The 20,344-nt window shown below is 75.4% G+C and carries 18 protein-coding genes; 11 read left to right on the top strand and 7 right to left on the bottom strand.

Going from position 1 to position 20,344, the window contains the following annotated elements:
* Positions 1-23 precede the first annotated feature (23 nt).
* On the top strand, positions 24-539 hold the full coding sequence (locus tag ACZ4WH_RS35895) for a molybdenum cofactor biosysynthesis protein (RefSeq protein WP_468188744.1): 516 nt from the start codon (positions 24-26) through the stop codon (positions 537-539).
* A 40-nt stretch (positions 540-579) separates the two neighbouring features.
* On the opposite strand, the gene ACZ4WH_RS35890 is transcribed toward ACZ4WH_RS35895, so the two are convergent.
* Complete coding sequence (locus tag ACZ4WH_RS35890; RefSeq protein ID WP_468188741.1) at positions 580-1,728, bottom strand: FUSC family protein; 1,149 nt, start codon at positions 1,726-1,728, stop codon at positions 580-582.
* 735 nt (positions 1,729-2,463) lie between these two features.
* Entirely contained in the window at positions 2,464-4,788 is a 2,325-nt protein-coding gene (locus ACZ4WH_RS35885) for a heavy metal translocating P-type ATPase (RefSeq protein ID WP_468188761.1), read from the bottom strand.
* A gap of 100 nt (positions 4,789-4,888) precedes the next feature.
* Between ACZ4WH_RS35885 and ACZ4WH_RS35880 the strand changes: the two genes are divergently transcribed.
* Both ACZ4WH_RS35880 and ACZ4WH_RS35875 read left to right on the top strand, forming a co-directional pair.
* Positions 4,889-5,287, top strand: a complete 399-nt coding sequence (locus ACZ4WH_RS35880) for an ArsR/SmtB family transcription factor (RefSeq protein ID WP_468188739.1) — start codon at positions 4,889-4,891, stop codon at positions 5,285-5,287.
* A gap of 41 nt (positions 5,288-5,328) precedes the next feature.
* Positions 5,329-5,877, top strand: coding sequence for a hypothetical protein (locus ACZ4WH_RS35875; RefSeq protein WP_468188737.1), 549 nt, complete (start codon positions 5,329-5,331; stop codon positions 5,875-5,877).
* 340 nt (positions 5,878-6,217) lie between these two features.
* On the opposite strand, the gene ACZ4WH_RS35870 is transcribed toward ACZ4WH_RS35875, so the two are convergent.
* On the bottom strand, positions 6,218-7,375 hold the full coding sequence (locus ACZ4WH_RS35870) for an FAD-dependent monooxygenase (protein ID WP_468188734.1): 1,158 nt from the start codon (positions 7,373-7,375) through the stop codon (positions 6,218-6,220).
* 87 nt (positions 7,376-7,462) lie between these two features.
* On the opposite strand from ACZ4WH_RS35870, the gene ACZ4WH_RS35865 reads away from it, so the two are divergent.
* Positions 7,463-8,020: a TetR/AcrR family transcriptional regulator gene (locus tag ACZ4WH_RS35865; RefSeq protein WP_468188732.1), complete on the top strand. Its 558-nt coding sequence runs from the start codon at positions 7,463-7,465 to the stop codon at positions 8,018-8,020.
* Positions 8,021-8,093: 73 nt separating this feature from the next.
* Here the strand turns inward: ACZ4WH_RS35865 and ACZ4WH_RS35860 are convergent, their stop codons facing one another.
* From ACZ4WH_RS35860 to ACZ4WH_RS35845, 4 genes are all read right to left on the bottom strand, one after another.
* Positions 8,094-9,269, bottom strand: a complete 1,176-nt coding sequence (locus tag ACZ4WH_RS35860; protein WP_468188759.1) for an AI-2E family transporter — start codon at positions 9,267-9,269, stop codon at positions 8,094-8,096.
* 360 nt (positions 9,270-9,629) lie between these two features.
* Entirely contained in the window at positions 9,630-10,088 is a 459-nt protein-coding gene (locus ACZ4WH_RS35855) for an ANTAR domain-containing protein (RefSeq protein ID WP_468188730.1), read from the bottom strand.
* 238 nt (positions 10,089-10,326) lie between these two features.
* Positions 10,327-10,761, bottom strand: a complete 435-nt coding sequence (locus ACZ4WH_RS35850) for a DUF2267 domain-containing protein (RefSeq protein WP_468188727.1) — start codon at positions 10,759-10,761, stop codon at positions 10,327-10,329.
* 560 nt (positions 10,762-11,321) lie between these two features.
* Positions 11,322-11,813 carry a DUF1360 domain-containing protein gene (locus ACZ4WH_RS35845; protein WP_468188725.1) on the bottom strand — a complete coding sequence of 164 codons (492 nt, stop codon included), beginning with the start codon at positions 11,811-11,813 and terminating at the stop codon, positions 11,322-11,324.
* Positions 11,814-11,969: 156 nt separating this feature from the next.
* On the opposite strand from ACZ4WH_RS35845, the gene ACZ4WH_RS35840 reads away from it, so the two are divergent.
* From ACZ4WH_RS35840 to hypF, 7 genes are all read left to right on the top strand, one after another.
* A complete protein-coding gene (locus tag ACZ4WH_RS35840) occupies positions 11,970-13,229 on the top strand; it encodes an FAD-dependent oxidoreductase (RefSeq protein ID WP_468188723.1) in 1,260 nt (419 codons plus the stop codon).
* A 529-nt stretch (positions 13,230-13,758) separates the two neighbouring features.
* Complete coding sequence (locus tag ACZ4WH_RS35835; protein ID WP_468188721.1) at positions 13,759-14,283, top strand: hypothetical protein; 525 nt, start codon at positions 13,759-13,761, stop codon at positions 14,281-14,283.
* A 167-nt stretch (positions 14,284-14,450) separates the two neighbouring features.
* Complete coding sequence (locus ACZ4WH_RS35830; protein WP_468188718.1) at positions 14,451-14,819, top strand: hypothetical protein; 369 nt, start codon at positions 14,451-14,453, stop codon at positions 14,817-14,819.
* A 66-nt stretch (positions 14,820-14,885) separates the two neighbouring features.
* The gene (locus tag ACZ4WH_RS35825; protein WP_468188717.1) at positions 14,886-16,595 is read left to right on the top strand and encodes a hydrogenase maturation protein; all 1,710 of its coding nucleotides are present in this window, start codon (positions 14,886-14,888) and stop codon (positions 16,593-16,595) included.
* Positions 16,592-17,170 (top strand): hydrogenase maturation protease, encoded by a 579-nt coding sequence (locus tag ACZ4WH_RS35820; protein WP_468188715.1) that lies wholly within the window; start codon positions 16,592-16,594, stop codon positions 17,168-17,170. The genes ACZ4WH_RS35825 and ACZ4WH_RS35820 overlap by 4 nt, the downstream gene beginning before the upstream one ends.
* Before the next feature lie 58 nt (positions 17,171-17,228).
* Positions 17,229-17,948, top strand: coding sequence for a hydrogenase nickel incorporation protein HypB (gene hypB, locus ACZ4WH_RS35815; RefSeq protein WP_468188713.1), 720 nt, complete (start codon positions 17,229-17,231; stop codon positions 17,946-17,948).
* Positions 17,945-20,344, top strand: a complete 2,400-nt coding sequence (gene hypF, locus ACZ4WH_RS35810) for a carbamoyltransferase HypF (protein ID WP_468188711.1) — start codon at positions 17,945-17,947, stop codon at positions 20,342-20,344. Before hypB ends, hypF begins: the two co-directional genes overlap by 4 nt.

Here is a 20,344-nt window from a genome sequence, read left to right as displayed (position 1 = left end):
CCGGCCCTGGTTAGGCTCGAGGCGTGCCGCATGTCGAGATCCTCCAGCTGCTGGTGTCCCCGGTGCACCGCTTCGCCGGCCGGCCGGGCGACGGCCCGCCCGAGCTGCCGCCCGGCGAACTGGTCACGACGGCCGAGGTCCGCGCGGGCCTCGGCATCGTCGGAGACCGGTACTTCAACCACCCCGCCCACCGCAACGCGTCGATCACCCTCATGGCCGTCGAGCGACTGCCGCAGTCGGGGCCGTACCCCGCCGACCTGCTGCGGACCCGGCGCAACGTCCTGCTGCGCGGGGTCGACATCGACGCCTGGATCGGCAAGACGGTCTTCCTCGACTCCGGTTCCGGACCGGTGGAACTGGACGTGCGCAGCGCCGCCCGGCCCTGCGCCTGGATGGACACCACCCTCGGCCCCGGCGCCCAGCGCGCCCTGCGCGGCGGCGGGGGAGTGCGCTGCCGGCCGCTGACCGACGGCTTCCTCACCGTGGGCCCGGCCGTGTTCGGGGTGCGGGAACCGGGGGACACGACGCCCGGCGTGTGAGAACGACGACGCGTGCGGCGGCGACCGACCGGGACGGCGCTCACGCGCCCGAGGTGACCAACTGGTCGGCCAGCCGGTGGGCCTGGGCGAGCAGCGCGCCGTAGGTGGCGACCTCGTCGGGGTCGTCCGTCGTCGAGCGGGCCAGGTCCCGGCGCAGGTCGCCCAGCGTGCCGCGCAGCCGCGCCACCGCCTCGCGCAACTCGTCCTCGCACTCGTCGCCGAACCGGCTGTGGCTGTAGAGCCGCAGCGCGCGGGCGGTCTCGCACAGGAACTCCGCGTACCGCTTGGCGAGCCCCGGGTCGGGCCGGGGCGCCGCGCGGTCCTCGGCGGCGGCCTCCAGCACCGTGCGGGTCACCCCCGCGGTGTGCACGGCCGCGTAGTCCAGCACCACGAGCGCGTCGTCGTACTCCTTGCCGGGCAGCGGCACGGCGAGCTTGCGGCGGCCTCGCAGGTTGACGCGCAGGCTCTCCCGGCTCCACTCGACCGCCGAGCGGGCCTCCTCCACCAGCCCGTGCAGCCGCAGCGCCCGCCCGTGCCAGGCGTCGGCCTCCTCCGCGTCCCAGCGGCTCTCGGCCAGCCCGTCGGCCACGTCCCGCAGGATGTCGTGGGCCTCCTCGGTCGCGTCCCGCAGCACCGCACGGGTGTCGCGCAGATACAGCGGCGGCCGGACCAGCGCGTTGACGGCGATGCCGACCACCGCCCCGAACAGGGCCTCGGCGAGCCGGGCCGCGGAGGTGGCCACGGTGACCGATCCGTTGGTGAGGACGAACAGGGCGCCCGTGGCCGCGTAGATGCCCTGACTGCCCAGGCGCCGCCACTGGCCCAGCAGCATCGCGAGGGGCAGCACCACCGCCATCGCCGCCACCGTGCTGTGCAGCAGCAGTCCGACCGCGGTCGCCGCGACCGTGCCGGCCGCGATCGCCGCGAGCTGTTGCAGACCGTGCGCGATCGACCGGTACACGGTCGACTCGACCAGGACGACCGCCACCCACGGCGCCACGAACGCCACCGGCGCCCGCAGCCACCAGCCCGCCACCGCCCACGCCACCCACGCGGCCAGCGCCGCCTTCCCCGCCTGCACGGCCAGATCCCGCTCCCGGCACGGCCCCGCCCAGGCCCGCCGCGCCGCACCCACCGCGGCCACCGCATCCCGCCGCACGCTCTGCCAGCTCAGTCGAATCCCACGCACGGCGCCCCGGGTGCCACCGTGGACACCACCTCATGCCGCCGACACCAAACGGAGCGCCGGCGCGGCGGGTAGGGGGCGGCCGGGAGCGTCCGGTCGGGCGGGGTGCGTGGCTGCCGATGTCGTCTGGGTTCAGGGCGAGTGTCGCGGGGGATGGGGGCGGGGCAATCGGCACTGTCCGGTGGGACGGGGGCCGTGCGTGCCGACGTCGTCTGGGGTCAGGTCGAGTGCTGCGCGGGGGCAATCCACTGTCCGGTCGGGCGGGGTCCGCGCCTGCCGGCGCAGCCTCGATCCAGGCCGAGCGTCGCGCGGGCGGGTGGGTGGGGCTGTCGGGATGGTCCGGTCACACGGGGCCGCGCCGCCTCAGCCGAGGTCGAGCGTCGTACCGGCGGTGGGGAACGTCCGGTCAGGCGGTTCGTGCCCGCCCGCGTTGCCTCGGTCCAGGCCGAGCGTCGCGCGGGCGGTGGGGCTGTCGGGACGGACGGTCCGGTCAGGCGGTTCGTGCCCGTCGGCGTTGCCTCGGTCCTGGTCGAGCGCCGCGCGGGCGGTGGGACTGTCGGGACGGACGGTTCCGTCAGGCGGGGTTCCTGCCCACCTGCGCCGCCTCGGTCCAGGCCGAGCGTCGCGCGGGCGGCAGAGCTGTTGGAAACGTCCGGTCGGGTGCCGTCCGCACCTGCGCTCACCGCCTCTGTCCAGGTCGAGCGTCGCGCGGATGGCGAGGCAGTCGGGGCCGCCCGGTCAGACGAGGTCCGTGCCCGCCCGTGCCGCCTCCGTCCAGGCCGCCTCGCGCAGCAGCCGCAGGCCGTTGAGGCCGACCAGGACGGTGGAACCCTCGTGGCCGAGGACGCCCAGCGGCAATGGGAGCGTGCCGATGAGGTCCCAGACGACCAGGCCGGAGATGAACACCGCCGCGATGACGAGGTTCTGCACCACCAGGCGGCGGGCGCGGCGGGAGAGGGCGACCACCGCGGGCACCGCCGCCAGTTCGTCGCGCACGATCACCGCGTCGGCGGTCTCCAGCGACAGATCGGAACCGGCGCGGCCCATCGCGACGCCGGTGTGCGCGGCGGCCAGCGCGGGCGCGTCGTTGACACCGTCCCCGACGACCAGCACCCGGTGGCCGGCGTCCTGCCGCTCGCGCACGGCGGCCACCTTGTCCTCGGGCAGCAGCCCGGCCCGGACGTCCCGGATGCCGACCTCGTCGGCCAGCCGGGCGGCGGCCCGCGCGTTGTCCCCCGTCAGCAGCGTCGGGCGGGTGCCGGTGAGCGAGGAGAGCGCGGCGACGGTGGCGGCGGCGTCCGGCCGCAGCCGGTCCGCGATCCCGAGCACCCCGACCGGAACACCGTCCACCGCGACGAGCACGGCGGTACGGCCACCGGCTTCGATCTGCGCGACGCGGGCCGGGGCGGCGCGGTCGTGGGCGTGCCGGGTGGCGACTGGGGAGCCGGTGGTGGCCTGCGCGGCGGTGGCGGGGGTGAGGGAGCGAGTGGCTGCGGAGTCGCCTTGCCGGGCGGTGACGGTGGTGGCGTCGGCCTGTTCAGCGATGATCGGGACGGTGGCGTGGCTGCGGGGCTCGTTCGCCGCGGAGTCGCCATGCTGAACGGTGACCGGGGAGTCGCCGTGCGGCGCGGTGACTGGGGTGTCGGCGTCGCTGCCCCGCCCGGTAGCCGTGGAGTCGTCCTGCCGGGCCGTGTTCGGGGCGGCGGCGCGGGCGGGCGGTGGGTCGGTCGGTGTGCCGTCGTCCGGCGTCGCGTTCGTATCGCTCAGCAGGCGGGCCGGGGTGCCCACCGTGACCGTGCGGTCCCCGACCGTGGCGGTGACGCCGACGCCCGGCGCGGAGCGGAAGCCGTGGGCGGTGGGGACGGTGAGCCCACGGGCGCGGGCGGCGTCCACCACGGCCCTGGCAAGCGGGTGCTCGCTCGGATGCTCGGCCGCCGCCGCGAGCGTGAGCAACTCCCGCTCGGTGAGACCGGCACCGGGCAGCGGTACGACGTCCGTCACCCGCGGGGTGCCCTCGGTGAGGGTGCCCGTCTTGTCCAGCGCGACCGCGTCCACCTGCCCGAGGCGTTCCATCACCACCGCCGACTTCACCAGCACCCCGTGCCGCCCGGCGTTGGCGATCGCGGACAGCAGCGGCGGCATCGTCGCGAGCACCACCGCGCACGGCGAGGCGACGATCATGAAGGTCATGGCCCGCAGCAGCGACCCGGTCAGCGCGGCGCCGAAAGCGAGCGGCACCGCGAACACGGCGAGCGTCGCGGCGACCATGCCGAGCGAGTAACGCTGCTCGACCTTCTCGATGAAGAGCTGGGTCGGCGCCTTGGTCTCGGACGCCTCCTGCACCAGGCGCACGATCCGGGCGATCACCGAGTCGGCGGCGTCCCGGCCGACCCGCACCCGCAGCGCGCCGGTGCCGTTGAGGGTGCCGGCGAACACCTCGTCGCCGGTCTCCTTGGCGACGGGCAGCGGTTCACCGGTGATGGTGGCCTGGTCGACCTCGCTGGTCCCGTCCAGCACCCGGCCGTCGGCGCCGATCCGCTCCCCGGGCCGCACCAGGACGGTGTCGCCGACGGTGAGGTCCGCCGGCGCGACCGTCTCCTCGGTGCCGTCGGCGCGGAGTCGGGTCGCGGTGGCGGGGGCGAGGTCGAGCAGGCCGCGAACCGAGTCGGCGGTCCGGGCGGTGGCCAGCGCCTCCAGCGCCCCGGAGGTGGCGAAGATGACGATCAGCAGGGCCCCGTCCATCACCTGGCCGACCGCTGCCGCCCCGAGCGCCGCCACGATCATCAGCAGGTCGACGTCCAGGGTCCTCCCGGCCAGCGCCCGCAGCCCCGCCCACGCGGGCTCCCAGCCGCCGGCCACGTAGGCGAGCGCGTATGGCACGCCCCAGGCCCAGCCGGGCGCGCCGGTGAGCTGGAGGGACAGGGCGAGCAGGAACAGCACCGCGGCCGCCGCCGCCCAGCGGGCCTCGGGCAGTGCCAGGACCCGGGTGCGGCGCCGGGGAGCGGCGGGCGCGGTGCGGGCGGCCCCGGGGGACAGGGGGCGGTCGGTGAGGACGGAGGGCATGGCGCGGGAACCCTTCGGCAGGACGGACGATCTGGCAGCGACGTCCACCATACAGGTACATATGAAGAACTCTTCAAGTGTCATCTGTATGATGACTGACATGGGCCATGGAGCAACTCCCGCGCGGACGGCGGTCCCCCGCACGCGCCTGGACGCGGACAGCGCCACGCGCGTGGCGACCACCCTCCAGGCCCTCGCCACTCCGTCGCGGCTCCTGATCCTGTCCCGGCTGCGCGAGGGCCCCTGCGCGGCCACCGAACTCGCCGCCGAGGTCGGCATGGAACAGTCCGCGTGCTCGCACCAGTTGCGGCTGCTGCGCAACCTCGGTCTGGTGGTCGGCCGCCGCCAGGGCCGTTCGGTGATCTACGCCCTGTACGACGGCCATGTCGCCGAACTCCTCGACCAGGCCGTCTATCACATCGATCATCTGCGGCTCGGCCTGAGCGACGGCGCGGACGCCGGTCTGCCGGAGGAGACGCCGTCCGGCACCGCGCGGTAGCGGTTCACCGGAAAGGGATTTCGCGGGAGGGGAGTCGGGCGATGGGCTGGGGGACACGGAGCGCCGAAGCGGACGAGGAGGCGCTGCGCAGGGCCGAACAGGCCGCCGCCGCCCACGGGTTGGGCGAGCGTACGCACACGCAGCGCATCGGGAGCCGGATCACCGGCCTGGGCTGCGTGTCGCTGATGCCCGCGCTGCTCTGCCTGATCTTCGGCGTCGGCACCTTGACCGGCCCCTACGGCCCCGGGGCGAAAGCCGTCGCCGTCGGCCTCCTCCTCCTGATGGTCGCCCTTCCCGTGGCCGGTTTCCTGATCGAGGGCCGGCTCACCCACCGGGACACCCGGCTCCATGTGTTCGCCGGGGGCGTCGTCGTGACCGTGGGCGTGGCCCGTACCAACGCCCTCACCTGGCTCCGGCTGAGCGTCACGGAACGGACGGAGACCACGTCGTACGGCCAGAACAGCCATGGTCCCACCGTCCACTGGCTGTATCTGACCGGCCCGGACGGCACCCCACTGGCCCGGATCAGCACCCGCAACCCCGCCGGCGCGGCCATCGCCCGCGCGAAGGCCGAACGGAGCGGGACCTGATCGGTTGAACCGGTGCCGGGTGGGCGTGCCGCCGGCCTGCGCGGTGTCGCTGAAGCCGGCCTGCGTCCGTCCGAGCCGGGAGGAGGTGGACCCGCCGGCATCGAGGGACAACCGGCACTGAGGAGCAACCGGCGTCGAGGAGCAACCGGCACCGAGGGGCCGCCGGCGCCGAGGAGCGACGGAACCGGGTGAGCGCAGGCGCCCCGCGCAGCGGCGACCTGATCCGCGCCGCCGGTCTCGTCGCGGCGGCATCCCGCCCGCGCTGCCCGGCGCTCCTGGCCTGGAGCCCGCGGATCCGGCACGACCCGCACAGCCCACCCGCACAGCCCCCAGCCGCTCGTCACCCCAGGCTCGGCGGCGTCCAGTCGGCGTGCCGCAGGATGGCCCGCATCGTCGCCCGGGACGGGGCGAGGCGCAGCCCGGTGTCGCGCAGGGCGACGGCCAGCGGGTGGGACAGTTGCTGCCCCAGCCGGCCGGCCTGCCGGGCGGCGCGGGCGACCGCCTGGGCGCGGGGGCGGCGCTCGGCGTCGTACCGGGCCAGCGCCGCGCCGACCGAGGGTTCCCCGGCGAGCGCGGCGGCCAGGGTGACCGCGTCCTCCAGGGCCTGGCAGGCGCCCTGGCCGAGATGCGGCGTCATGGCGTGGGCGGCGTCGCCCAGCAGCGCCACCCGTCCCGCCGTGAACGACGGCAGGGGCGTGGCCAGTTCGTGGATGTCGTGGTGCAGCACGGCCTCGGGCCGGGTGGCGGCCAGCAGCGCGGGGACCGGGTCGTGCCAGTCGCGGAAGCGGTGGCGGAGCATGCCGAGCGGGTCGGCGTGGCGGACCCCGGGCGGCGCGGTGAGGACCGCGTGCCACTCGGCGCGGCCGTCGGTGAATCCGATGTGCCCGAACTCGGCCCCCGCGCCCCAGGTCAGCTCGAAGTCGGTGGCCACCTCCAGCGGGCCCTCGGTGAGGGCTCGCAGCACCGTCGAACCCGCGTACACCGGACCGGGATGGTCCGGGAACAGCAGCCCGCGCAGCCGGCTGTGCACGCCGTCCGCCGCGACGACCAGGTCCGCCTCCAGGACGCCGTCCCCGACGGGCACGGCCACCCGGTCGGGGGCCGAGAGGCCGAGCGTGTCCACGGTCGCGCCGACGAGCAGGCACTCCTCGGGCAGCGCCGCGCGCAGCAGACGGTGCAGCACCGCGCGCGGGATGCCCACGATGGAGGAGCCCAACTCGCGCTCCAGCAGGGCGCCGTCCATCCGCGACAGCCACCGGCCCGCCGGGGTGCGCGTGCCCCCGGTGTACTGGGGGCGCGCCGCCGCCCGGACCGCCGCGCCGACGCCCACGGCGTCCAGCGCGCGCAGCCCGTTGGCGTGCAGCGAGATGCCCGCGCCCGCGTCGGCCAGGACGGCGGCCCGCTCCACCACCCGGACCTCCCAGCCGATCCGGCGCAGCCCCAGTGCCGCGGCCAGCCCGCCGATCCCGCCCCCGACCACCACCGCCGTACCGCCCATGCCGGTCCCCTCCCGTGCGTTCTACATCTGTAGAAGCACCGTAGCGCGCCGCTCTACAGCTGTAGAAGGCGGGTGTAGAAAGAGGGGGTGGCCACAGACCGACGTACTCTCCTCGCCGACACGGCGATCACCGTGCTCGCCGACAGCGGCATGCGCGGGCTGACGCACCGCGCCGTGGACCGCGCGGCCCAGCTGCCGCCGGGCACCACCTCCGCGTACTACCGCACCCGGCAGGCCCTCCTCACCGCCCTCGTCCGGCGTCTGGTGGCGCTCGACCAGGCGGAGCTGGAGGAGAGGGGCGCCGCCACGCCCGTACCGCGGACCGCCGACGACCTGACGGCGGGCATCGCCGCGCTGGTCGCGGTACGGCTCACCGGGGAGGGCCGCCGGCGGTCCCTCGCCCGCTACGCCTGTGCCGTCGAGAGCGCGCGCCACCCCGAACTGCGCGAGATCCTCGTGCCGCGCGACAACCAGGGGCGGCGGGTCGTGCGCGACTTCCTCGCCGCGCAGGGCGTCGCCGACCCGGAGGACCGCACGGTGACCCTGCTGACCTGCGTGGACGGGCTGGTCTTCGACCGCCTGGTGTACGGCGGGAGCGTCCAGGAGGAGGAGATCCGCGGCCTCGTCGCGGCCGCGCTGCGCTGAGCCGTACGGCGGCGTCGGCTCCTTACGACGACGGCGCCGCGCCTCTTCGGAGCCCGCCCCGCCCGGGTTCCCGTCACGGTGGCCTCGCGCGCAGCGCGCGCAGGACCGCCCAGACGACCGAGACCAGCGGGACCGCGACGACGGCGCCGATCACCCCGGCGACGATGCTGCCCGCGATGACCGACACGGCCACGACGAGCGGATGCAGCCGCACCGCCCAGCTCATCACCAGCGGATGCAGTACATGCCCCTCCAACTGGCCGATCACCACGATCAGCACCAGCACGCCGACGGCCGTCAGCGGGCCCCGCCCGGCGAGCGCGACGATCGTGGCGACCCCCAGCGCCACCGGTGAGCCCACCAGCGGCACGAACGCGGCGAAGAACTCCAGCAACGTCAGCGGCAGCGCGAGCGGCACCCGCAGGGCCAGCAGGACCACTCCCACGAGTACGGCGTTGGTGGCGGCCACGATGATGATGCCGCGTGTGTATCCCGCGAAGGTCCGCCAGGCCGCCCGCCCCGCCCGGTCCCACACCGGACGGGCACCGCTCGGCAGCAGCTCGTCCCGCGCCCAGCTCCACAGGTGCTCGCCCGAGTGCAGGAAGAAGACCGAGGCGAACAGTGCCAGCGCGCCGCCCGTGACCAGCTCCACCACCCGGCCCAGCTCGCTGACCGCGCTGCTGAGCAGGGCCGCCCGGTGCGTGGAGATGTAGTGCGTCACCTGGCGCTGGAGCCCGGCGAGCGCGTCGGCACTGAGCCGGAACGGCGGCCGGCGCAGCCACTCCTCGATGCGGTGGACACCGCCCCGGAACTCACCCGTCAGCCGGGCCGACTCGCCCGCCACCGCGCTGCCCACCATCGCGAGCAGGCCCAGCAGCAGCACCAGACTGCCCACCAGCGCGATCGCCACGCTCAGCGGCCTCGGCAGGAACCGGCTCAGCAGATCGGTCAGCGGGCGCAGCACGGACGTCACGACCAGCGCGAGGAACAGCGCGACGGCGATGAGTTGGAAGCTGCCGAGGACGCTGAAGACGCCGTAGACGACGACGCCGACGAGAATGAGCCGCCAGGCGTAGGCGGCGGCGATCCGCAGCCACGGCACCGTCCGCTCGGCCCGCGGCACGCGCGGCTCCGGGCGGGTGAGGGCCGGCGGCCGTACGGAGTACGCCGGACGGCTGCCCAGTACCGCGCCCGCGGCCCGGCGCCCGCCGCTCCGCCCGGCCTTCCGCCGGCGCGCATCGCCCACCACCGCTCCCGCCTCCTCTCCGCCCCGCGAGTCACCCGGCTGACGGCCGGTCACCTTCACAGCACGGTAAGCACACAGCGTGGAAGGGGCGCGCCGAACGCGCCCGGGCCGTGGCTCGGCGCGTACGCAACGAGTCGCCCCGGCGGGCGCCGGCGAAGCCTCGGCCCGCGCGCGGGTGGGGGGTGGGAGCCGGTGACGGCGTGCCGGTCGGTGAGCGGCTGGACACGGCCGCGCGAGCAGCGCGGCCACAGGACCTTCACAAGCCGCGAGGGTGGAGGCGTCGCGTCCGGGCACTCGCCGGGTGTCGTCGGCAGGAGGGGGTACCTCCAGTGATCACCGTCGCGCTTCTGCTGCTCCCGGTGCTCAGTCTGCTGCTGTACGGGCTGGACCAGGTCGAGGACCGCTGGCTGGCGCGGCCCCGGACGGCCCGTCGTCCCCGGCACCGCCGGCCGACGCGGGCAGACCGTCACTGAGCGCCGCCTGCTCCTCGCACCGGCGATAGCGGACGATCGCCTTTCCGAGTTCGATCCGTTCGGGCTCGGGAAGCGTGCCGCCCTGCGCGTAGCCCAGGATGTGCTCGGCGACCGTGCGCAGTTTGACGTTCGTACGCTGGGAGACGTCCCGCAGCGCACGCCAGGCTTCCTCCGGGGCTATCCGCCCCAGGACGACGACGGCACCGATCGCCTGGTCGATCACGGCGTGCGAGGTCACGGCGCGCTGCAACTGCCGGTTCTGTTCCTGCAACCGGTGGTATTCCGACGCCAGGTCGGTGGCCGAGAGCAGGACCAGTGGCTGGTGCCGGGAGAGGGCGAAGAAGGCCATGGAGCACCTTTTCGGGGTGGGGGGCGTCACTGCTACGCCTGCCCCCAGTGGGCGCGTGCACACGAATTCAACCAGCCTCGAAGATTCCGGTCACGCTGTGGGGCCCGCGCGGTGCGGCGCACCCCGCCCCGAACACCCGTCTCCCGGCGCCGCCGGACGTCGGCGGCTCCCGTGATCCCGTACTCCGTGTGAGCCCGACCCCCTGTCAGCCCGACAACTCTTCGTCTGGACGACTCCGTCAGCCCGACCTCCCGGTGTCCTGTGCCGCGCGCTCGACCGGCAGCAGTTCGCGGATGTCCGCCGGCAGTGCCCCGGCCATCCGCTCGGTCAGTTCCGGGGCGAGGGCGGCGTCCAGCACCTCCATCACGGCGGCGGCCTCCCGCAGCGCCGTCTCCTCGTCGGTGCCGGCCCGGACGGCGACGCGTCCGGCGAACGCCGTCAGCCCGAACCGCTCGGGCGCCGTACCGGAGTCCGGTCCGGCGGACGCGTCGGCCGCCTCCCGCATGGCCGCCGCCATGTCCGGCGGCAACTGGGCGGCCACATGCCGGGCCAGCCCGGACGGCAGCCGTTCCGACAGCGTGCTGACGACCGCGTGCGCGGCCCGCTCGGCCGTTCCCCGGTCGGGCAGCTGGGCCAGCGCCTGCACCTTTCCGATCATCTCGTCGTGCCGCATGAAACCGGTCCCTTCCGCGCGACGTGCTGACGGTACGCCCGTCCCCCGGGCGTAGCGGCACCGGGCGAGTACCCCGCACCCGCTCCGGGTCACCGGCGACGGCGTACGGGCTCCGGTGGCGTCGGGCGCCCGTCGCCGGGGTACGCGTCGGGCCGAACCGTCGGCGCCGCCGCTGTCGAGCCTGATCGGCTGGGAGCGCGCGGCCCAGCAGAAGAGCGCGGCGCAGATCGTCTCCGGGATCGGCTTCATCGGCGGCGGGCTCGTCTTCGTACGACGGGACGCCGCGCGGGACCTGCGACCGACGGAACGCCGTGCGGGGCCTGGCCGCTGCCGCGACGATCTGGCTGACCTGCGCGTCGGCATGGCCTGCGGCGGGGACTGCCGGTCCTCGCCGCAGGCGGTGACGGCGCCGCACTTCCTGGTGGTGCGCGGCTGTCCCCGGTTCACGTCCCGTCCGATCCCCGGCACGGCCGTCGCTCCCTTGGAGGCACCCCTGACCTGCCGGACCGTTCGGCGCCGCTGCCGCTCCCGATGCAGACCCGCACCCGGCGAGGCCCGGCTCAGCTCTCCGTCTTCTGCTGGGTCCACGTCCACGCGTACTGCAACCAGTCCGCCACCGTCAGCGCGCCGAAGCCCCCGCACACCAGCCGGGTGAACCGGGGCGCCGCCGCGTAGGAGCACACCAGGGTGCCGGTGGTCCAGGCGGCGACGCAGAACGGGCAGGACACCAGGTCCCCGACCGCGCGCCGGACCCCGTCGCCCCGGGGCTCGTCCATGACCTCATTGCCCTCGCCCTCGTCCGCGCGGTGGGTGAACGGCGCTCGCAGAAAGCTGGTGACCTTGTCCTTGGCCAGCAGCCGCGAGGTCTTGTACGCCGCCGCGCCCAGCAGCGCCACGTCCCAGGGCGGCACCTGCTGCGGCAGTCGGACACCCCGGCGCCGGGCCAGCAGCGCGAAGGTGCCGGCGCTCGCCGCGAACACGGAGGCGAGGGCGGCATAACCGCCCAGTGGGACCTCGCCCTGGTCGTCGTAGCGTGCGGCGTCCGTGGCCATGCGACCTCCCAGCCTCCCGGTGCGTCTCCAGCCCTGTTCCGGGCGTGCGACGAGTTCCCCCCTGCGTGGCGGCGACACGTGACCTTTCGCCCCGCTCGGGGTATAGTATTCATCACCTGATGAATTACTGCTCTCGACGAGAAGGGCAGAACCACCATGGAAAAGACCACATGCTGTGTCGTGGGGGGCGGCCCCGCGGGCATGGTGCTCGCCCTGCTGCTGGCCCGCGCCGGGATCACGGTGACCGTGCTGGAGAAGCACGCCGACTTCCTGCGCGACTTCCGCGGCGACACGGTCCACCCGTCTACCCTGGCGCTGCTGGACGACCTCGGTCTGGCCGAGGACTTCGCCCGGCTGCCGCAGCGCCGGGTGCGCACCGTCCAGCTGCCGCTGGGTGCCGGCCGCTCGGCGGTCACCGTCGCGGACCTCTCCACGCTCCCCGGTCCGCACAACTACGTGGCGATGGTGCCGCAGTGGGACCTGCTGGACCTCCTCGCCGACCAGGCCCGGCGCGAGCCGTCCTTCGAGCTGAGGATGAACACGGAGGCCACCTCCTTCATCGTCGAGTCCGGGCGGGTCACCGGGGTGCGCTACCGCACCTCCGACGGCCGCACCGGCGAGCTGCGTGCCCTCCTCACCGTCGCCTGCGACGGGCGCGGATCACTGGCCCGCTCCCGCCCTGAACTGGGCCTGCGCCGTTTCAGCTGCCCGATGGACGCCTGGTGGTTCCGCCTGCCGCGGCGCGAAGGCGACCCGAGCGGGCTCGTCGGCGGCGCCGGTGAGGGCTTCCTGACCGCGATGATCGACCGCGGCGACTACTGGCAGTGCGCCGCGCTCATCCCCAAGGGCACCGACGCCGAGCGCCGCGCCGCCGGCCTGGACCGCTTCCTGGCCGCCTTCGCCGACGCCGTCCCCTGGATCGCCGACCGGACACACACCCTGCGCTCCTGGGACGACGTCAAGCTCCTCGACGTCCACCTGGACCGGCTGCGCCGCTGGCACCGCCCCGGTCTGCTGTGCATCGGCGACGCCGCGCACGCCATGTCCCCGGTCTTCGGCATCGGGATCAACCTCGCCGTGCAGGACGCCGTGGCCACCGCCCGCCATGTGCTCGGCCCCCTGCGCCGGGGCAGCGTGGGGCTGCGCGACGTACGCGGTGTGCAGCGCCGGCGCTGTCCCACCACGGTCGTCACCCAAGCGCTACAGCGGGCGGCCCACGCCCGCGTCATCGCGCCGGTCCTGCGGGGCCGGCCGCCCCTGGGCGGCGCGGAGCGGGCCCAGCGCCTCGCGGACCTGGTCACCGGCGCACCCTGGCTGCGCCGCGTCCCCGCGTACTTCATCGCCTACGGCGCCCTCCGGGAACGCCCGCCCGAGGAGGCGATGCGCGGACCGACGGCGGGCGGACACTCCCGGTGAGGGGGGCCGGGGTGGACGGACACGCCCGGTGAGGGGGCCAGCGGCGGACAGAGACCCCCGGTGAGGGGCCAGCGGCGGTCGCCCCGGTGACCGGGTCAGAGGCGGGCGGACCCGACCGGTGAGGGGGGCAGGGATGGACGGGCACGCCCGGTGAGGGTCGGTGGCGGTCGGACCCCCGGTGAGGGGGGTAGGGGTGGACGGGTACGGGCCAGTGGCGGTCGCCCCGGTGACCGGGTCAGAGGCGGGCGGACCCGACCGGTGAGGGGGTCAGGGATGGACGGGTACGCCCGGTGAGGGGCAGCGGCGGGGGACACTCCCGATGGGCGGGTCAGCGGCGGACGGACACCCCCGGTGAGGGCGTCACGGGCGACCGGACACCCCCGGTGAGCGAGTCAGCGGCGGGCGGACACCCCCGGTGAGTGGGTCACGTCACATATGACCTGGTACGCATCCCCTCCCGGCCGTGCCCGACGCGGGGCTACCGTTGCGTGGAGCCCCTGTACCCCTTCGCACCTCGGACGGCCCGGCTGTGCTCACTGATCTGTCCCCCCTGATAGCCGCGACGGCACGCTGGCTGACGGTCGCCTACCCGCCGTCCGGCGGCGCGCTGGCCTCCGCGCTGTGCGAGGCGCAGGCCCGGCAGGCGGTGACGGTCGCGGCCTGGCTGCGGTATCCGACGGCGATCGACGCCGGCCTGGTCACCATGGCGGGCCCCGGAGGGGCGGCACGCCTCGACTGGATCACCGGCGCCGAACGGGCCGGCGACCACCCGGGCGAGGACTGGGCCTGGCGCACCTGGGTGGACGAGGTCGTGGCCAGCTGGGCCGCCGCCCTGCTCACCGACCCCGAGCTGGCCGATCTGGCCGTCGCCGCACTCGCCGGGAGCGAGCACGCCGCCACGCCGACCGAGTTCCGCCGGCTGCTCACCCCCGACGACGGCGACCGCCGCGCGGCGGCCCTGCTCCGCCACCCCGACCTGCTGTGGCCGGTGGCCGAACTGCACCACGACCAGCTCGTGGACCGCCTCGCCCCGGGCGAGCCCCTCGCGGCCTGAGCCATCTGAGCCGCCTGAGCCGGCGGGGCTGGAGCGGTCCGCGTCCGTGCCCGGGGACTCACCGGCACCCGCCCGGGCCACCCGCCCGGGCCCCCGGTGTCGTACGCCCCCCACCGGGGTACTGCGGACCTGATGCGGGAGCCGCCCGTCGCGGGAAAGGCTCGGCCATGACCTTCAAGAACCCCGTCCACCGCGGCGGCGCGCGACGCGGCCGGTTCGAGCAGCTCGCCGAATACGCCTCGAACTTCACCAGCTCACCGCTGTTCTTCCTGTTCTGCCTTCTCCTCGTCAGCTTCTTCGTCGCCTCCCACGTCGCTCATCTGGCGCTCGAGGTGCTGCTCTTCGCGGGCGGGTCCATGACGGCGGTCACCCTGCTGCTCCTGGCCCTGCTGAAGAACTCCGAGATGCGCGCCGAGCACGCCATCCAGCGCAAGCTCGACGCGATCGCCGCCGCCCTGCTGGAGACGCACCAGGACGACCGGAGCCAGGCCTTCGAGGATCTGCGGAATGCGATCCGGATGGAGGAAGAGACCTGACCGAGGCCGGCGAAACGCCGCGGCGGTCCTTCCCGGCACCCGGGCGGGCGACGAGCATGCCGTGTCATGAACATCCTGCTCGTCGCCAGCGCGTTCAACAGCCTCTCCCAGCGCCTGTACGCCGAACTGTCGGACCACGGGCACCAGCTGGACGTCGCGCTCGCCGCGCACGGCCCCGACCCGGTCCGGGCCGCCGTGCGCGAACTGCGCCCCGACCTGGTCATCGCCCCGATGCTCAGGACGGCCCTGCCCGAGGACGTGTGGCGGGAGCACACCTGCCTGATCGTGCACCCCGGCCCGCCGGGTGACCGGGGCCCGTCCTCGCTGGACTGGGCCATCGCCGGCGGGGCCGAGCAGTGGGGCGTGACCGTGCTCCAGGCCGAGGCGGCGATGGACGCGGGCCCGGTCTGGGCGGCCGAGCCGTTCCCCGTGCCGCCCGTCGGCAAGAGCGACCTGTACCGCAACGAGGTCTCCGACGCCGCCGTCACCGCCGTCCTGACGGCCGTACGGCGCTACGCCGACGGCGGGTACAAGCCCCTCCCGCAGACCGACGAGTCGGTCACGGCCGTCTGGCGCGACGCCTTCCGGCAGGAGCGGCGGCGGATCGACTGGGAGCACGACGACACAGGGACGGTCCTGCGCAAGCTTCGCGGCGCGGACTCCCAGCCGGGCGTCCTGGACGAGCTCCTGGGCCATGAGGTGTTCCTGCACGGCGGGCACCCGGAGGACGAGCTGCGCGGCCGTCCCGGCACCCTGCTGGCCCGGCGCGCGGGCGCCGTCTGCCGGGCCACCCGGGACGGCGCGGTCTGGATCCCGGAACTACGCCCCCGCAGGAACTCCGGCGACCCGGCGCCCTTCCGCCGGCCGGCCGCCTCGGTGCTCGCCGCGTACCAGCCCGGTCTCGCGCTCCCGGAGGTCCCCGCCCCGCTGGACCTCCCGCCCGGCCGGCGCACCTGGACCGACATCCGCTACCGGCAGCGCGGCGACGTCGGCTTTCTCGCCTTCTCCTTCCCGGGCGGCGCGATGAGCACCGACCAGTGCCGCAGACTGCTCGCGGCCTACACCGAGGCGCTCACCCGCCCCACCCGTGTCCTCGTGCTCGGCGGCACCCGCGACTTCTTCTCCAACGGCATCCACCTGAACGTCATCGAGGCGGCCCCCGACCCGGCCCAGGAGTCCTGGACCAACCTCAACGCCATGGACGACCTCGTGGCGGCCGTGCTGCGCACCACCGACCGGCTGGTGGTCGCCGCGCTCGCCGGCAACGCGGCGGCCGGCGGTGCCATGCTGGCCCTCGCCGCCGACCAGGTGTGGTGCCGCACCGGCGTCGTCCTCAACCCGCACTACCGGCGCATGGGCTTGTACGGCTCCGAGTTCTGGACGTACACCCTGCCGCGCCGCGTCGGCCCGGAGCAGGCCGAGCGGCTGACGACGCAGGCCCTGCCGGTCAGCGCCGCGACCGCCGCACGGCTGGGCCTCGTGGACCGGCTGGTGCCGGCCGCACCGGGGGACTTCGCGGCCGAGGTCGAGCGCCTCGCGACCGGGCTCGCCACCACCCCGGACCTGGACCGGTGGATCGCCGCCAAGGCGGCGGCGCGCGCCGCCGACGAACGGGAACGGCCCCTCGCCCGGTACCGGGAAGCGGAACTTGCCCGTATGCACGCCCTCTTCTTCGACCCCGAGGCCCCCTACCACGCCCTGCGCTCGGCCTTCGTCCGCAAGACACCGGGCGGCTCGCCCCGGCCCCTCGCCCCGGCCGCCGGAGACCTCCGGTGACGCCGCGACTGCTGGTGGCAGGCGTCGGCAACATCTTCCTCGCCGACGACGCGTTCGGCCCCGAGGTGATCCGCGCCCTGGAACAGCGCCCGCTGCCGCCCGGGGTCCGGGTCCACGACTACGGCATCCGAGGCCTGGACCTCGCGTACGACCTGCTGTCCGGCTGCGCCACCGCCGTCCTCGTAGACGCGGCCCCGCGCGGACACCGCCCCGGCACCCTCTCCCTGATCGAGGCCGAACCCCCCGACGGGACCGTTCCGCCCGAGGCCCACGGCATGGACCCGGCGAAGGTGCTGGCCCTGGCCGCCCACCTGGGCGACGAGCCCCTGCCCAGGGTGCTCGTCCTCGCGTGCGAACCCGGCGTCCTGCCCAGCGACGACGACATCCTCCCGGGCCTCAGCACACCGGTGCGGGAGGCGGTCGACCGGGCCGTCGACGCGCTGCACTCGCTCGTCCCCGCCCTCCTCGCCGACCCCGCCGGGCCCCTGCCCCCGTTGGGCTGCCCGATGGAATCCGGGAGCCTGTCCTCGGCTGCGCTGCCCGGTACGGCGCCCGGCGCAGCCCAAGATCGGTGAGACCCCCGGGCCGCACGGGACGCGGCCGGGGCATCACCGCACCCGAGGAGCAGCGCCCATGTGCCGGTCCGACGTCAAACAGGCCGTGCTGGCGAAGAACGACGGCCTGGCCGCGAGTCTGCGCGACGACCTAGCCCGGCAGGGCGTCACCCTGGTCAACCTGCTGTCCAGCCCGGGCAGCGGCAAGACCGAACTCCTCGCCCGGGTGCTGGCCCGCGCCGGGGAGCGGGGAGTCCCGGTGGCCGCGCTCACCGCGGACCTGGCGACCGAGAACGACGCCGTGCGGCTGGCCCGGTCCGGCGCGCCCGTCCAGCAGCTGCTCACCGACGGGCTGTGCCACCTGGAGGCCCGCCAGGTCCGCGACCGGCTGACCGGCTGGCTGCCGCAGGACACCTCCGTGCTCTTCGTGGAGAACGTCGGCAACCTGGTCTGCCCGGCCGCGTACGACCTGGGTGAGACCCTGCGGATCGTGCTGATGGCGGTCACCGAGGGCGAGGACAAACCGCTGAAGTACCCGACCGCGTTCGGCTCCGCCCACCTCGTCGTGATCACCAAGACCGACCTGGCCGGACCGGCCGGCTTCGACGAGAGCCTCTTCCACGAGAACGTGCACCAGGTCAACCCGGGCGTGGAGATCATCCGGTCGTGCGCCCGCACCGGCACCGGCGTCGGCACCCTGCTCGACCGCGCGCTCGCCGCCCGCGACGGCGCCCCGCCGCACCGGCCGCCACTCGCCCCGCGCCCGCACCACCACCCCGCCTCCGCCCCCGTCTCGTGACCGCGCCCGTCACCGGCCCGGTCCGCCGCCGGATCACCGTGCGCGGCACGGTGCAGGGCGTCGGCTTCCGGCCGTACGTGCACCGGCTGGCCGCGGGGCTCGCGCTCGCCGGGTTCGTGAGCAACACCGCGGACGGTGTGCTCATCGAGGTCGAGGGCCCGCCGGACGACGTGGACCGGTTCGCGGGCCGGCTGACCGAGCAGCCGCCCCCGCTGGCGACCGTGACCGGCGTCGGCTGCGAGGACGTCCCCGCCACCGGCGCCACCGGCCCCTTCACCATCCGCCCCACCGAACGCTCACCGGGACGCACCCAGCTCCCGCCCGACACCGCGACCTGCGCCGACTGCCTGCGCGAACTGGCCGATCCCGGCGACCGCCGGCACCGCCATCCCTTCGTCACCTGCACCCACTGCGGCCCCCGCTTCACCATCGCCACCGGGATGCCCTACGACCGGCCGGCCACCACCATGGCCGGCTTCCCGATGTGCCAGGCCTGCGCCCGCGAGTACGGCGACCCGGCCGACCGGCGCTTCCACGCCCAGCCCGTCGCCTGCCCCGGCTGCGGCCCGCGCCTCGCCCTCGTCCCGGCCACGGGCCTCGGGGTCCGCCCGGCCCGGGACGCGGAGGCCCTCGCGACGGCACGGGCGCTGCTCGCCGCCGGACGGATCGTCGCCGTCAAGGGCGTCGGCGGCTACCACCTCGCCTGCGACGCGACCGACGCCCGGGCCGTCGCCACCCTGCGCCGCCGCAAGGAGCGGGGCGGCAAGGCCTTCGCCGTGATGTGCGCCGACCTGGAGACGGCGGAACGCGTCGCGGTGCTCTCCGCCGCCGAACGGGCCGCGCTCACCGGCGCCCGCCGCCCCATCGTCCTGCTGCGCCGCCGCACACGCCCGGACGGCATCCGCCTCGCCGACCAGGTCTGCCCGGGCAGCCCGCACGTCGGCCTGCTGCTGCCCTACACCCCGGTGCACACCCTGCTCCTCGGTCTGCCCGGCGACCCACCCGGCCCCCGCGTCCTCGTCATGACCAGCGGCAACCGCTCCGGCGAGCCCATCGTCACCGACGACGCCGAGGCGCTGACCCGGCTGGCCGGCCTCGCCGACGCCTGGCTCACCCACGACCGGCCCATCGCCTCCCCCTGCGACGACTCCCTGCTGCGGGTCCGCCCCGACGGCACCGAACAGGTCCTGCGGCGCTCCCGTGGCTACGTCCCCCGCCCCCTGCGCCTCCCGCTCCCGGTCCGCCCCACGCTCGCCACCGGCGGCGACCTGAAGAACGCCCTGTGCCTGGGGGAGGGCGACCAGGCCTGGTTCGGGCCGCACATCGGCGACCTCGGCGACCTGGCGGGCCTCGCCGCCGCCGAACGCGCCGAACGGCACCTCACCCGCCTCACCGGAGTCACCCCCCGGCTGGTGGCCGCCGACCGCCACCCCGGCTACCACTCGACCCGCCGGGCCGCCCGGCTCGGCCTGGGCGAACCGGTGCTGGTCCAGCACCACCACGCCCACATCGCCTCGGCGATGGCCGAACACGGCCTCGACGGCGGCACACCCGTGATCGGCGTCGCCTTCGACGGCACCGGATACGGCGACGACGGCACGGTGTGGGGCGGCGAGATCCTGCTCGCCGACTACATCGGCTACCACCGGCTCGCCCGGCTGACCCCCGCCCCGCTGCCCGGCGGCGACACCGGCGTCGCCAACCCCTGCCGGCTCGCCCTGGCCCGGCTGTGGGCGGCGGGACTGCCGTGGGAACCCGGGCTGCCGAGCGTCCGGGCCTGCACGGAGACCGAACTCACCGTACTGCGGCAGCAGTTGACGCGCGGCCTGGCCTGTGTGCCGACCTCCGGCATGGGCCGGCTCTTCGACGCCGTGTCGTCCCTGGTGGGACTGTGCCACCGCGCCGGCTACGAGGCACAGGCGGCGCTGGAACTGGAGGCGGCGGCGCTGGAGGCCTGGGACGCGGACACGGGCGCCTACCCGTTCGGCCTCACCCCACTCCCCGGGATCGGGGGCGGCACCCCGTGGCGTCAGCCGCCCGGCCGACAGATCCCGGCGGGTGGGTGGGAAATGAACCCGGCCCCTGCCCTCCGCGCCCTGCTGCACGACCGGGCCCGCCACACCCCCGTACCCGTCCTGGCCGCCCGCTTCCACCGGGGTGTCGCCCGGGCGGTGACGGATCTCTGCCGCCGGACCCGGGCGGAGACCGGCCTCACCACCGTCGCCCTCACCGGCGGTGTCTTCGCCAACGCCCTGCTGGAGGAGGAGACCGCCGCGCTGCTCACCACGGCCGGCCTCACCGTCCTCCGGCACGGCGAAGTCCCCCCGAACGACGGCGGTCTGGCACTCGGCCAGCTGATGGTCGCGGGAACAGCAGCCCACCACGAGACGGAGTGA

This window comes from Streptomyces sp. NPDC029138 (assembly GCF_055564375.1).
Note: the sequence above shows the minus strand (reverse complement) of the source record. Positions and strands in the feature narration are given on the sequence as shown.